Genomic DNA, 13,596 nt, shown 5'->3' on the forward strand with positions numbered 1-13,596 from the left:
TTTTTCCTTCATGGCAAGGACAGATACTGTCGGCAGTCAATCGAGCCACTCCGGACTCGGTTCTCCACCTGACGGAAAACTCCATGCACGCATCTACAACCTTGTTGACCTCGCTGGCGCTGGCCTGCGGCCTGAGCTTGAATCCCCTGGCTGCCGCGGCGGCCGAACCAGCTGCGGAAAATGTCTTCACCATCGGCGGCGGTGTTGCCGCCGTGTCCAGCTATTCCGGCGCCGACAAGCTGTCGGCCTCGCCGCTGATCATTCTCGATTACGCCATGGCCAATGGCCTGTTCTTCAGCACGTCGCGCGGCATCGGCTATGGCGGCCAGGCAGGCCCCCTCAGCTACAGCGCGGCGCTGGGCTACCGCGGCAACCGCGAAGACCACAAACGCAATGGCGCCAACGGCTGGGGCGGCAGCGATTATCTGAAGGGCATGGGCGAAGTCAAGGGCAACGCCAGCGCCCTGCTCAGCGTGGGCTATTCGCCATTGCCGGGCCTGTCGCTGAGCGTGTCGAGCGACATTCCCCTGTCGAACCGCGAAAACGGTGCGAACGTGCATTTCGAAGCGACGGGCCAGGTCTACGGCAGGTCCGATGCCAAGGGCGTGCAGAAGGATAGCGTGACCATCGGCGGCCAGTTGGCCTGGGGCGAGCGCAAATACGTGCAGACCATGTATGGCGTCACGGCCACCCAGGCCGCGAATACCTCGTTCAAGCAATACACACCCAAGGCCGGTTTCTATGAAGCGCAAGCCACCGTCAACTGGGAGCACCGCTTCGATGCGCGCTGGGGCATCAATACCCTGGTCGGCGTCGAGAGCCGCCTGGGCGACGCGGCCAAGAGCCCCATCGTGCAGCGCAAGACCTCGCCAATCGGCGCCGTGTATGTCACCTACCGCTATTAAAACAGGGCTGGCATAAGGGGAACCCGTACGCTGTTTCGCCAATTTACAGAGGGGGATGGCGTGCATAAGATGACATGGTTTTCCGACCATGAGCATCCCTCCCATGCATGCGGCACGCCTTGCCTTGTAACTCCACGCCACGATGATGCCAACTATTACCCTGTCTGACGGCTTGATGGCGATGCCGAGTGGCATGCGCCGCTGGCGCGAACTGCTCAAGCTGCATCTGCGCGCCCGCGTGCAGCAGCGCCAGACCCGCCGTTGGCTACAACTGCTGAACTCGCATCCGGCGTTTCATGATCTGGTACAAGCCTATCCGCACATGATCCACAAGGTCTACCGCCCGTACCTGAGCCTGACCTTGAATTGCCAGCAGCGCGTGGAATTGCTGACCGAGCACTACCATTTCATCTTGCAGCAGGGCTGGGGCAAGCTGATGAGCCAAGCGGCGCACGGGCCCGTACGCCTGGGCACGGTGGCGGGCAAGTCGGGGGCACCCTACCATTTGCAACTGTGTTCGCTGCACCCGATGGACCGCGAAGGCGAGATGGTGCTGCAGCTGATGCATGACGACGACGTGCTGTATTCGATCGCCTTTTCCTTCTTCGGCAGCCAGCTGCGCGCCACCCTGGGCATGCGCATCGGCTGCCTGCAAGGCCCGAAGGGCGAGGACAGCGCGCACCGCGTGCGCGAGGCAACGCGCGACTTGCACGGCATGCGTCCCAAGACCCTGATGGTGCGCCTGGTGCGCCAGCTGGGATACGAACACGGCTGCCGCAAGATGCTTCTTGTCGGCAATATCAACCGCGCCGTGCACCACTCCGCCAAGAAAGGCCGTTTGTTCGCCGACTACAATGCGCTATGGCAAGAACTGGGCGCGCAAGTGCGCCAGGATGGCGATTTTGAGTTGGCGTGCGAAAACCTGCCCTTGCCAGCGCTGCAAGAAATTCCTTCAAAGAAACGCTCGGAAGCACGCAAGCGCCACGAACTGACACTGGCCATGATCGCCTGCCTGTGCAGCGGCCTCGACGCCCATCGCAGCCCGCTGCAAGCCGCCATGGCAGGTGCTGCGGCCGCCGCCGGCGGGGTGTGGCAATCGGCCATGCTCGGCGAAGACGACGACTACGCTTCCGCCATCGCCTGAGCACCGCCCCTCCTGCGGCACACGCTACAACCCGTGCACGGCACAATCCTGTTACGCTAGCGCTATCGGCATGCACTGCGGTGCACCGGTTCCCCCAACGCTTACTAGGAGGCATTCATGCGCGTAGACATCTACCGCCGGGCCGAGCACGACGGCATTTTTTCCTACCTCGCCGTGCCGGAAGGAAAGCTCATTCCGGAAGAAGTGACCAATACCGACTGGCAGCTCGAAGCACGCGCCAGCGAAGTGGCCGACGATGCCGAGATCTTGCCCGACTACCATATCGAACAGCCGCACCAGCAGATCGCCGCCAAAGGCTATGCGATCACGGGCCTGAAAGACATGTAAACGAAAAAAGCCAAACCAGCATGTCTGCGGTTTGGCTTTGTTGTATGCCGGGCGGTGCCGGTCAGTATTCGACCGCCACCTCTTGCGCGCCCAGCATTTGCTCGAGCGCCATCTGCAATTCATCCGATGGCGCCACTTTCCACTCATCACCAAACTGCAGCACGCAACTGACGCCTTGCGGGCTGACCCGCGCGGCAATCGGCAAGCCCGTCTCCGCACGGTGCGGCATGATCACGTCGCGGATGCGCTTGGCATCCAGGGTGGCCGGCAAGGTCAGGCCCAGCTGGCGGCCATACTGCACGCGCGCGGCGATGATGTCGAAGGCGCTCTCGGCCGTGATGCGCAAACCGCCCGAAAAACGGTCTTCCGACACCTTGCCCACGACGGCGAGGAATTCATCTTCCTTGAAGATTTTCCTGTTCGAGTCGAACAGTTCCCCATACACCGTCACTTCCACCGTGCCGCTCTTGTCGTCCAGGGTGACAATGAGGATCTTGCCCCGTTGCGTCATCTGCGTGCGCAAGCCCGTGATGACGCCGGCCATCATGCGCGGCTCGCGCGATGGCGACAGTTCCGACAATTTCGTGCGCGCAAAACGGCGCGCCTCGGGCGCATACGAATCGAACAGGTGGCCGGACAAATAGAAGCCCAGCGCGATCTTTTCTTCCGTCAATCGCTGTTTATCGGTCCACACGGGCACTTTGACGTACTCGGGCGGCGCCACCATGTCGCTGTCGTCGCCGCCGAACAAGCTCACCTGGTTGGCCGCCTTGGCGGCCTGGTCGGCGCATTCCATGGCGAACGCGACGGATGCGAGCAGGATGGCGCGGTCGACCTTCAGGCAATCGAAGGCGCCGCTGCGGATCAGGGACTCGATGGTGCGGCGGTTGATCTGCTTCTTGTCCACGCGCTTGCAGAAATCGAACAGGCTCGTGAAGGGTCCACCGGCCTCGCGCGCGGCGATGATGGCTTCGATGGCGTTCTGGCCCGAGCCCTTCACGGCGCCCAGGCCATAGCGGATCTGCGTGACTTTCTTGCCGCTCACGGAGGGCGGCGCGCCGCTCGGCGTGAAGCGGTAATCGGATTCGTTGATATCCGGCGGCAACAAGGTCAGCTTGCAGATTTCCAGCGAGTCTTCCACCAGGATCTTGATCTTGTCCGTGTCGTCCATGGCCAGCGACAAGTTGGCGGCCATGAAGGCGGCCGTGTGGTGCGCCTTCAGGTAAGCCGTGTGATACGACAGCAAGGCGTAGGCGGCGGCGTGCGATTTGTTGAAACCGTAGCCGGCGAACTTTTCCATCAAGTCGAAGATCTCGTCGGCCTTTTCCGCCGTCAAGCCATCTTTCGCCGCACCGGCGCGGAAGATCTCGCGGTGCTCGGCCATTTCTTCGGCTTTCTTTTTACCCATGGCGCGGCGCAGCATGTCGGCGCCGCCCAGCGAGTAGCCGCCGACGATCTGCGCCATCTGCATCACCTGCTCCTGATACACCATGATGCCGTAGGTTTCGGACAGAATCGATTCCGTGCGCGGATCGGGATAATCGAAACGTTCGCCGTGCTTGCGCTTGCAGAAGTCGGGAATCAGGTCCATCGGGCCAGGACGATACAAAGCCACGAGCGCGATAATGTCTTCGAAACGGTCGGGACGCGCGTCTTTCAGCATGCCCTGCATGCCGCGCGACTCAAGCTGGAACACGGCGACGGTCTTGGCCTTGGTCAGCAAGTCGTACGACGGCTTGTCGTTCAGCGGCAAGGTCGCCAGATCGAAGTTCGCCTGCGCCGGATCGAGCTGCTTGATGTAGCGCACGGCGCGGTCGAGAATCGTCAGGGTCGTCAGACCCAAGAAGTCGAACTTCACCAGGCCGACGGCCTCCACGTCATCCTTGTCGTACTGCGACACAACGCCGGAATCGCCGCCCTGCGTGTACAGCGGGCAGAAATCCGTCAGCTTGCCTGGAGCAATCAACACGCCCCCCGCGTGCATACCGATATTGCGCGTGATGCCTTCGACTTGCTGCGCCAGGTCCAGCAGCTGCTTGACCTCTTCCTCGTTTTCCAGGCGCTCCTTGAGCAGCGGTTCTTCCTCGATGGCGTCGGCGATCGACACGGGTTTGCCCGGCTTAAACGGGATCAGCTTCGAGATGCCGTCGCAGAAGTTGTAGCCGAAATCCATCACGCGGCCCACGTCGCGGATCGCGCCCTTGGCCGCCATGGTACCGAAGGTGGCGATCTGCGAGACCGCCTCCTTGCCATACAAATCCTTGACGTGCTGGATGACGCGGTCGCGCCCTTCCTGGCAAAAGTCAATATCGAAGTCGGGCATCGAGACGCGTTCTGGGTTCAAAAAGCGCTCGAACAGCAGGTTGTACTGCAATGGATCAAGGTCGGTAATGAGCAGCGAATACGCGACCAGCGAACCCGCACCCGAACCACGGCCCGGACCGACGGGCACGCCGTTTTCCTTGGCCCACTGGATAAACTCGGCCACGATGAGGAAGTAGCCGGGGAATTTCATGTTGCAAATCGTGTCCGTCTCGAATTTCAGGCGCGACTCGTAGCGCGGACGCTCCTTTTCACGGCGCTCGGGGTCGGGATACAGCTGCAACAAGCGTTTTTCCAGGCCCGCCTGCGATTCGGCGACGAGGAACTGGTCGATCGTCATGCCGTCCGGCGTGGGGAAGTTCGGCAACTGCGGCTTGCCCAGGGTCAAGGTCAAATTGCAGCGCTTGGCGATTTCCACGGAATTGGCCAGCGCGGCCGGCAAGTCGGCGAACAGTTCCGCCATGTCGGCCTGCGACAGGAAGCGCTGGCTGTCGTTAAACCGTTTCACGCGCTTGGCATTGGCCAGCATTTCGCCTTCGGCGATACAGGTGCGGGCTTCGTGGGCAATAAATTCTTCAGGGGAAATGAATTGCACGGGATGCGTGGCCACCACGGGCAAACCCAGCTTGGCCGCCAGCGCCACCGCATGGCGCACCTGCGCTTCCTGGTTGGCCTGGCCGCCGCGCTGGATTTCGATATAGAAATGACCGGGGAAAATCTCGGCCCAGCGCTGCGCATTGCGCTCGGCCAGGGCCAGGTTGCCATTCTCGATGGCGGTACCGACATCGCCGAAGTGCGCGCCGGACAGCACGATCAAGCCATTGGCCGCGCTTTCGCCCGGGTACAGGTCGTAGGTATTCGTCGCCAGCGCCTGCAGCCACTCGATGCGCAACTCGGCGCGGCCCTTGTACTGGTTCGTCAGCCAGGCCGTCGACAGCAGTTCGCACAGCTGCAGATAGCCCATGCGGTTTTTCGCCAGCAACAGCAAGCGCGACGGTTTTTCGCGGTTATCGTCATTCGTGATCCACACGTCGACGCCGACGATGGGCTTGATGCCCTTGCCGCGCGCTTCCTTGTAGAACTTGACCATGCCAAACAGGTTCGACAGGTCGGTGACGGCCAGCGCCACCTGCTTGTCCTTCGCCGCCGCCTTGACGACGTCGTCGATGCGCACCAGGCCATCGACGATCGAGTACTCCGAGTGCACGCGCAAATGGACGAAAGCAGGACCGGGCTGCATCGCTTGCTGTGAACCTGCCGGAGCGCCGGCCTCTTGCATTACCATTTCCATCCTGTGTACCGTTTCGTGCAAAATTCAATGGGGTCTATTCTACCGCGTCGCGCGTACGGACCGGGTATCCTGCCTGGCCTGTCGGGCTTATAATATCGGCTGTTCAGTCTAAGCCGATCGCCATCATGCAAGCCATCACCCCAGCAACACCCGCCGTTTCCGCCGCCGCCAGCCCGCTGGCCGCCACGTTTGTCAATATCGCCGCGTATAAATTCATCACGCTCGACGATACGGAAGCCATGCGCCCCTTGTATCAGGAGCAATGCCTGGCGCTGGAGCTGAAGGGCACGATCCTGCTGACACCGGAAGGCATCAACATGTTCCTGTCGGGCACGCGCGAGCATATCGACAGCTTCCTCGCCTGGGTGCGCAGCGACGAGCGTCTGGCCGATCTGGAATGGAAGGAAAGCTTGTCGAACGAGCAATCGCACAAGCGCATGCTGGTCAAGCTGAAAAAAGAAATCATCACCATGCGCATGCCGCTGATCAAGCCGGAACTGGGCCGCGCCCCGTCCGTCGACGCGCACACGCTCAAGCGCTGGTTAGATGCCGGCGTCGACGATGCGGGCAAACCCGTGGTCATGATGGAAACGCGCAACGCCTTTGAAGTGGACGTGGGCACGTTCAACAACACGCTCGATTACCGGATCGACAAGTTTACGGAATTCCCTGCCGTGGCCGCCGCCCACAAGGACGAGCTGGAAGGCAAAACCGTCGTCACCTTCTGCACAGGCGGCATCCGCTGCGAAAAGGCCGCGATCCACATGAAGGAAATCGGCTACGACAGCGTGTACCAGCTCGACGGTGGCATCCTCAAGTATTTCGAAGAAGTGGGCGGCGAGCACTACACGGGCGACTGCTTCGTGTTCGACTACCGCACGGCCCTGAACCCGAAACTGGAACCGACGGAAACCGTGCAATGTTTCGTCTGCCGCGCCGTCGTTACCCCGCGCCAGCAACTGGCGCCGGAATATGTGTATGAGGTGTCTTGCCCGCATTGTCACGGGGAAAAGACGAGCTGAGATCGCTACGGCCCCAAGCTGGCCATAGCGATCTTAGCCTGACTAGGCAAAAATTTCAGCTAACCAACTTCTCAGACTATAGCGGCGATACATATCTTCAGGCAAGCGGACGCAGGGCGTGCGCAAGAAATCTACGGGCAAGTCGGTAGCCTGGCGATCCACCACCAAGATATTCTCGGGGCGGTAAAAATCATAACTGACGACATCGGCATTCGTCGTGATCATTTTTTTACCGGCCCCCAGACATTCGATTGTACGCATCGTCAAACCCGTCTGGCCAGGATGATGAATGTCGAGCACGATCTCGCTACGCGAAAACAAGTCGAGAATCTGTTGCTTGTTCAGCGAGTGCCATTGGACATCTTTCCACGGTATGGCGCGAAAATCCCGGTCAAACAATTTTCGGACCGCCATCACCCATTTGCTTTGATAATAAAAATGCGTGTAGACGGGCAGCGTCATGCCCACGCGTTGCGCCGCCGCCACAATGCGCCGGACTACGGCGTAGCGGTCGGAATGCACGGTGCCAAGAAACAGCATGCCAATATCGTTGGTGTTTTTTTCCGCCTGTTTGGCCGCCATCGCTTCATAGACACTGATATAAAACAGAGGCAGGTGCCGCACGTGCCGGATATTGACGGTGTCTAGCCGGTCGAAACTGTATGCCTTGTCAAAGTACGACAGCTTGACTTCGCCATTCTTGAAATTTTTTAAGGAATCCCACGAATAGTAAAGGAAACGTGCTGTTGGTTGGCTTTCGCGCAGCATCCTGAGCCGCTCCGCAGAGATAGCTTCGCCCTTGATGACAAACACGACATCATAGACAATGCCACGTGCGTCATGAATGATACGGTCGAAATAACGGTCGCACATGGTGGCCACCAACTCTGGCCGAAAACGTATCAATGCCTTTACCAGCGGCGTCGATGCTGGACGGTCATCATGCCAGTCGACTTGACAGCCCGCCAGTTCCAATTCAGCCTTGATTTCTTTCTCGTAATCGAACGTCCTCGGAGAAATAAATAAAACGCGCGCTCCCTGTTGAATCATGTGACTTCGCCTTGCCTGAGAATTTTTGCTGGAATACCGCCGACGGTGGCGCCTGCTGGGACATCGGCAAGCACCACGGCATTGGCGCCCACGCGGGCACCATTACCGATCATGATGCCGCCAAGAATCTTGGCGCCGGAACCGACGATCACGTTATCGCCCACCGTGGGACGCGAATGCTCGGAGAAATTCACATCGATTTCTCGCGCACCAAAGGTGACATTATGGTAAATCGTGGCATTTTCACCAATACTGTTTACGCCGATCACCGTGCCCTGCGTGTGCGGCAAATACAATCCCTTGCCGATATTGCAACGGATGGCAATCTCCAGCCCGAACACGACAAAATTCAGCAACGAGAACAGCTTGGCCAGCGGTGACAGCTTATGCTGATAAAACCAGTGGGACAGCCGAAAAATCACCACCGGCGCGAAGCGGGGCGACAGGGCCCCCAGCATCACGCCCATGATGCCCGGCACGCGGCCAGGCTGGCCATTGGCCGCATATTGCCGTGCCAGATCGGCCAGCAAGGTTTTTTTTAACGTCATGGTTGACGGCTGGAGCCCATCAGCCCCTTGTCGGCAAGTTCACTGACCGAACGCGCATAGGCGGCCTTGTCTTCTGCCGGCTGCTGCGAGGCCCAGGTCAGGAAATGCTTCAAGCCATCCTTGAACTGCACACTTGGCGTAAAGCCCAGGACATCAGCGGCAACCGAAACATCAGCGATATTATGGCGAATGTCGCCGACGCGGAATGCGCCAGTGACGGTGATCTCGCTATCGCTGTTAAAGAATTGCTTGATCTCTTGCGCGACGGTCATCACGCTGGTGGCTTGTCCGGAACCGACATTGAGCGCGCCGACAAAAGGGCCAGCGTGGTTGACACTGCGCACCGTTGCTTCAACAACATCGTCGATATACACAAAGTCGCGCGACTCTTCGCCATCTTCATAGATTTCGATCAGCTGATTCTGCCGCGCCAGATTCGAAAACACCGCCAGGATCCCGGTATACGGGTTCTTCAACGACTGGCCCGGGCCATACACATTCTGATAGCGCAGACCAAAACCGTTGATGCCGCGGGTACGCGCAAATAACAGCACGGCCTGTTCCTGTACCTGTTTGGTCAGGCCATACATCGACATCGGCAGGAACGGCGCCGTCTCCGTCGTCGGCAGCAGCGCCACCGGCTTGACGCAGACAGGGCAGACAGGCTCAAACATCCCAGCCGACAGGTGTTCGCGCGTACGCTGGTGCGGGAACACGGTGCCATGCGATGCGCACTGGTAAGCACCTTCTCCGTATACGGCGCGACTCGAGGCGACGACGATGGAACGCAATTCCTTGGCGCAATCTTCGTTCTGGAGCAAATCAAGCATCGTGGCGGTCCCCTGCACGTTGACGCTGAAATAACGGTCGATTTCATACATGGATTGACCGGTGCCTGTTTCCGCAGCCAGGTGCACGATGGCATGGACACCTGTCAGTGCCTGTTTCATCGCATCGCGGTCACGTACGTCGGCCTTGATCAGTTCAACCTTCCCGGCCAGATCGTCAGGCAGTACATCGCTCGCATGAATCTGCGGGCTGAAATTGTCCAGCACGCGCACCTGCATGCCTTGGCCAAGGAAGGTGCGGCACAAGCGTTGTCCGATAAAACCCGCGCCGCCCGTAATGAGTACTGTTTGGTTCATGCCATTCTTCTTTCTTACGTAATGAATCTGATAGTTGGAGTTATGCCCTGCCGAGCACTTTCAACAGGCAATATGCCCGGAACTGCATTTTCTTAAAGAAACTATTATTACTGGCACTACCGCCACTCGAGACGTTTGCACCGTGACGGCGATACAGGATCAACGGCTCCTCAATAAGTTCGACCCGATAATAAAGTTCGGCGACCAGGGTCAGCCACAGGTCGTGCGGGCACAGTTTTCGATTGCCGGGAAAGGGCAGCGCCTTGCGCAGAATGCTACGCTTAAAGGCCATGCAAGCGCCCAGATACCGGGATTTAAACAGATTTTTCCAGAACCCCTGGCCGCCGCCACGCAAGGAAAACAAAGTCGTATCCAGTGGTGTCAATACATCGTCCGTGAACTGCGCGTTGCACACCACCATGTCGCAACGTTCCAGAGCGGCCAACATTTTCTGTACCCGGCCGGCAAGCCAGACATCATCCTGGTCGGACAGAAAAATCACCTCGCCTGTCGCGTGCCGAATGGCATGTTCAAAATTGCCGCTATACCCCTTGTCGAGCTCATTGGCGATCATACGAATGCGTGAATCGCCACATGAGCGGATCTTCTCCAGCGTCAAGTCGGTCGACCCGTCATCCGATACAATCAATTCGTCGTCAGCGGACAGTTGTCCGAGTATCGATTCAATTTGCTCCAGAATATATTTTTCGCCGTTATATACGGCCATGCAAACGCTTATTTTTGGCATACGGCTATCATCTTATTCTAATTTTCAAGCGGTCCCAGGCGGCCAATGACACCATGCGCAAAGCCCCGGCAACAATACACAAGATTTTTCAGATGCTGATCACCAAACATACTGAACGCCACCATATAGCGTAACGATTTGAGAAAAATCCCCAGGCGCACACCCGCTCCCAGATATTTCTTGCCCAATGCAATGGCAATACCATTCCTGACAATATAATAATTGCGCTGCGGTGTATGCAGCGAATACGTCTTCGCTCCCACCTTCACGGCGCCGTCACCCAAGGTATGGCGGATGACCACGTTGCGGCAGCCGATGATACGATAGCCATGCGCACGCGCGCGCCAGCACCACTCAAAATCGACCCAATCGATAAACAGCTCCTCGTCCATCATGCCCACGTGGGCCAGGGCCGCATTATTGATGATCATCCCCGAGGCAATCACCTGCGCAACCTCGACCAAGGACTGGGTAGACGCCACCTTGACCGAGTTGACTCCCTGAAGCTCGAAAAAACCTTCTCCCTCGCCGCTGGCCTTGTTTTCCTCCTGAAAATCCGGGGCAATCGCCCCCAGGCGGTCAGCGTGGCCAAGACCGCGGTAGTTCTCAAGCATGTTTGCCACATAATCATGCGGATAGATAGTGTCCTGGTCGCTCAGCAAGGACAGCTGCGCGCCCTCCTCCATGGCCTTGGCCATGCCCATGTTCTGGGCCTTGGCAATGCCGGCATTACGCTCCAGCAGCAACAGGCGCACATTCGGCACCCTGGTTTCCAGCGCCCGCAATCTGTTGGCCACGTCAGCACTTGCCGAATTATCGACGATATAAACTGTGCGGACCTGGTTTTTTATACTATCCAATGCCTGTTCAAAGACAGAAAAATCCGGCCTATATGTTACAAAGACAGCATCGATATCATAAACCATCGATTTTCCTAAAAATTGAATAATTCATGCAAGATGACATTATTGAAAAATATGGCAAAAAGCCATGCATAAGTAATCAACAACACCTCATTGCGTCCCTTGATCTTGTGCACCAGCGCCGGGATGACAATGACAATCACCACTCCCAGCATTTCCGAGATACGCACAGCGACTACCGGCAGGAAAGACATCGCATAATAAATCCCCAGTGACCAGCCCAGTATTTTTATGCAAAGCACTTCATATTTCGAACTGAATTTATTTATATTAAAAATGCACAAATAATAAACAAAAAGCACGCTCAGGTAGTACAGGCTGAAAAGGTTAATGGGCGCCTTTTCCTCGCTCTCCAATAATGTCAGATAGATCGAAATCTTGTAACCCAGCACTTCCGGCAGCGCCAGCGCGAGAAAAGCCATTGCCTGCAACAGCAAACCATTCACCAGTGAAAATGCCAGCGTGACCAGCGGCAGAATCGCATACAGCTTGAAGTCGAGCCTGTTCAAGCGGATCAGGTAAAGGGGAACCAGAATAATCGCCGAATAATGGAACAAGGTTGCCATCCCCACCTTGATGAGAAAATCCTTGAGGCGGCGATCCGCAATATCGGGGATCGCCAGCAACAACAGGCCACAAGCGATGCTGGCCCGAATTTGTGTCATGGTATGCAACGGGAAGTACAAAAAGGCAAAGCAAATCAGCGCCATGATGGGATATGGCGAGATTTTCTGGATGGCCTTGACGTTGATCGCCATTCCCAAAACAGCATACGCCAACAGGACCCAGCGGAATCCATCGCCGGGCAACATCTTGGCTATCGCCGTGATCAGCCAGAAGGTTGGCTCCCGGGTCCGCAAGTCAGCGCCCAGCAGTCCTGCAAATTCCTGGTAGCTCTCCAAATATTGCAGGGAATCACGGTCAAATCCCACTTGCCGAAAACCGGCGATGCATACCAGCAAAAATGCAATTCCCAGCAGCAGGCGGATTTGCGATTTGTCCGTCAAACGTATTGGCTTCATTTTTTCGCGTTGTCGCCAAACAGGGTACGCACGAAAATCGCCATCATCTTGGCCGAAACGGCTTTCCACGAAAACGCCTGTGCAGTCAGCAATCCGGCGGCGATCTTCGCCCGGCGCGCGGCGCCATCCCGGACCAATTCCTGTATGCGCTCGACAATGGTTTGCACATCCTTGTTTTTCACAAGCCAGGCAGTATCTTGCGTCGCACCCATATAGCCGGTTGTCACGACGGCCGCGCCCGTTGCCAGTGCCTCCAGCACGGGATAATGCGGCGCGCCATGCTGGACCGTACCAGGAGAAACAAGAATATCGACGCTGCGGTAATAGTCGGCCAGCTCCGCATCGCTTTTTGGCACAACGACTTCACATTTTTCGTGCTGCCATCCTTGCGGCAAATTTCCATACGCTACGCGCAAGCGGAAACGCGGATCGAGTTTCACCAGTTGCTCAAATGCCCGCAATACGTAAATGGTGCCTTTTTCAGGTTCATGGCGCCCAATACAGCCGATGATGATGGTCTCGGTGCTATCGATATCGCGGGGCGCCGCCAAAGGTTTAAAGACGTCAAGATCCATTCCAGGTGGAACAAAATCGCTGGCCCGCAGATTTTTATAACGAAAATACACCGGCGCATTCACGATTTTCTTGAGTGGCAACTGGTATGACAGGGCGGAAATCGCTGCCAAAACCAGGTCCTTGGCGGTCTTCATGTTGACATAGTATTCCGCCTCATACGCTTGGACGTAGTAGGCCTTCCTGGCGTTGCCGCACGATGCCAGCGCCACGGGCCATGCCGTTAGCGATTGATTAGCCAGAATCAGCTCGTATTCCGCCCCCACGGCCTTCAGTCCCGCATACAGCGCTTGCAAATGATAGCGGCCACTTGGCTTGGCCAGTGGATTGCGCTCGGCCGCAATCTGTCCTTTGTCATTCACCCACAGGATGCGGGCAATGGTGGGAAAGTAGGGGGCGTCGCTACTGTCGGGACACAAGAACGCCACGTCGTTTCCTGATTTGACCCATTCATTCGCCAGCTCGGACAATACCCTGCTACCGCCTGAACGGGCAAAAATCAAAATAGGAATCAGAATCTTCATGTAACTTTCTCAGGGTATATATATACGAACG

At 57.5% G+C, this 13,596-nt stretch carries 12 protein-coding genes; 4 read left to right on the forward strand and 8 right to left on the reverse strand.

The genetic code is table 11. The annotated features are described in order from the left end of the window. Positions 1-83 precede the first annotated feature (83 nt). The 3 genes from AC54AG_RS02880 (at position 84) to AC54AG_RS02890 (ending at position 2,397) form a co-directional block, all read left to right on the forward strand. Positions 84-905, forward strand: coding sequence for a MipA/OmpV family protein (locus AC54AG_RS02880; protein WP_331776989.1), 822 nt, complete (start codon positions 84-86; stop codon positions 903-905). Positions 906-1,047: 142 nt separating this feature from the next. Beyond that, positions 1,048-2,049: a VirK/YbjX family protein gene (locus tag AC54AG_RS02885; protein ID WP_496629447.1), complete on the forward strand. Its 1,002-nt coding sequence runs from the start codon at positions 1,048-1,050 to the stop codon at positions 2,047-2,049. 117 nt (positions 2,050-2,166) lie between these two features. Next, a complete protein-coding gene (locus AC54AG_RS02890; RefSeq protein WP_338679635.1) occupies positions 2,167-2,397 on the forward strand; it encodes a DUF6139 family protein in 231 nt (76 codons plus the stop codon). Between the two features lie 61 nt (positions 2,398-2,458). Here AC54AG_RS02890 and dnaE read toward each other — a convergent pair whose 3' ends face one another. Next, positions 2,459-5,998 carry a DNA polymerase III subunit alpha gene (gene dnaE / locus AC54AG_RS02895; protein WP_070301316.1) on the reverse strand — a complete coding sequence of 1,180 codons (3,540 nt, stop codon included), beginning with the start codon at positions 5,996-5,998 and terminating at the stop codon, positions 2,459-2,461. Positions 5,999-6,135: 137 nt separating this feature from the next. Between dnaE and AC54AG_RS02900 the strand changes: the two genes are divergently transcribed. Then, the gene (locus AC54AG_RS02900; protein ID WP_331776991.1) at positions 6,136-7,032 is read left to right on the forward strand and encodes a sulfurtransferase; all 897 of its coding nucleotides are present in this window, start codon (positions 6,136-6,138) and stop codon (positions 7,030-7,032) included. A gap of 42 nt (positions 7,033-7,074) precedes the next feature. Here AC54AG_RS02900 and AC54AG_RS02905 read toward each other — a convergent pair whose 3' ends face one another. The 7 genes from AC54AG_RS02905 to AC54AG_RS02935 are packed head-to-tail and all read right to left on the reverse strand — an operon-like array spanning position 7,075 to position 13,565. Then, positions 7,075-8,082 (reverse strand): WaaS/CpsH family glycosyltransferase, encoded by a 1,008-nt coding sequence (locus tag AC54AG_RS02905; protein WP_331776992.1) that lies wholly within the window; start codon positions 8,080-8,082, stop codon positions 7,075-7,077. Beyond that, the gene (locus AC54AG_RS02910; protein ID WP_331776993.1) at positions 8,079-8,630 is read right to left on the reverse strand and encodes a serine O-acetyltransferase; all 552 of its coding nucleotides are present in this window, start codon (positions 8,628-8,630) and stop codon (positions 8,079-8,081) included. Before AC54AG_RS02910 ends, AC54AG_RS02905 begins: the two co-directional genes overlap by 4 nt. Then, complete coding sequence (locus AC54AG_RS02915) at positions 8,627-9,775, reverse strand: NAD-dependent epimerase/dehydratase family protein (protein WP_331776994.1); 1,149 nt, start codon at positions 9,773-9,775, stop codon at positions 8,627-8,629. The genes AC54AG_RS02910 and AC54AG_RS02915 overlap by 4 nt, the downstream gene beginning before the upstream one ends. A 40-nt stretch (positions 9,776-9,815) precedes the next feature. Next, entirely contained in the window at positions 9,816-10,523 is a 708-nt protein-coding gene (locus AC54AG_RS02920; protein ID WP_331776995.1) for a glycosyltransferase family 2 protein, read from the reverse strand. Between the two features lie 17 nt (positions 10,524-10,540). Further along, positions 10,541-11,449, reverse strand: coding sequence for a glycosyltransferase family 2 protein (locus tag AC54AG_RS02925; protein WP_331776996.1), 909 nt, complete (start codon positions 11,447-11,449; stop codon positions 10,541-10,543). An 8-nt stretch (positions 11,450-11,457) separates the two neighbouring features. After that, on the reverse strand, positions 11,458-12,537 hold the full coding sequence (locus tag AC54AG_RS02930; protein WP_456130073.1) for an EpsG family protein: 1,080 nt from the start codon (positions 12,535-12,537) through the stop codon (positions 11,458-11,460). Next, entirely contained in the window at positions 12,465-13,565 is a 1,101-nt protein-coding gene (locus tag AC54AG_RS02935; protein ID WP_496629448.1) for a glycosyltransferase family 4 protein, read from the reverse strand. The genes AC54AG_RS02930 and AC54AG_RS02935 overlap by 73 nt, the downstream gene beginning before the upstream one ends. Between the last annotated feature and the right edge of the window lie 31 nt (positions 13,566-13,596).

The sequence above is a fragment of the Janthinobacterium sp. BCJ23 genome (assembly GCF_059617945.1).

Excerpts from the sequence above, each read along its gene's own strand:
- AC54AG_RS02920 (WP_331776995.1), bottom strand. The coding sequence starts at position 10,523 with ATGCCAAAAATAAGCGTTTGCATGGCCGTATATAACGGCGAAAAATAT.
- AC54AG_RS02890 (WP_338679635.1), top strand. The coding sequence starts at position 2,167 with ATGCGCGTAGACATCTACCGCCGGGCCGAGCACGACGGCATTTTTTCC.
- AC54AG_RS02900 (WP_331776991.1), top strand. The coding sequence starts at position 6,136 with ATGCAAGCCATCACCCCAGCAACACCCGCCGTTTCCGCCGCCGCCAGC.
- AC54AG_RS02915 (WP_331776994.1), bottom strand. The coding sequence starts at position 9,775 with ATGAACCAAACAGTACTCATTACGGGCGGCGCGGGTTTTATCGGACAA.
- AC54AG_RS02885 (WP_496629447.1), top strand. The coding sequence starts at position 1,048 with ATGATGCCAACTATTACCCTGTCTGACGGCTTGATGGCGATGCCGAGT.
- dnaE (WP_070301316.1), bottom strand. The coding sequence starts at position 5,998 with ATGCAAGAGGCCGGCGCTCCGGCAGGTTCACAGCAAGCGATGCAGCCC.
- AC54AG_RS02935 (WP_496629448.1), bottom strand. The coding sequence starts at position 13,565 with ATGAAGATTCTGATTCCTATTTTGATTTTTGCCCGTTCAGGCGGTAGC.
- AC54AG_RS02880 (WP_331776989.1), top strand. The coding sequence starts at position 84 with ATGCACGCATCTACAACCTTGTTGACCTCGCTGGCGCTGGCCTGCGGC.
- AC54AG_RS02905 (WP_331776992.1), bottom strand. The coding sequence starts at position 8,082 with ATGATTCAACAGGGAGCGCGCGTTTTATTTATTTCTCCGAGGACGTTC.
- AC54AG_RS02925 (WP_331776996.1), bottom strand. The coding sequence starts at position 11,449 with ATGGTTTATGATATCGATGCTGTCTTTGTAACATATAGGCCGGATTTT.
- AC54AG_RS02910 (WP_331776993.1), bottom strand. The coding sequence starts at position 8,630 with ATGACGTTAAAAAAAACCTTGCTGGCCGATCTGGCACGGCAATATGCG.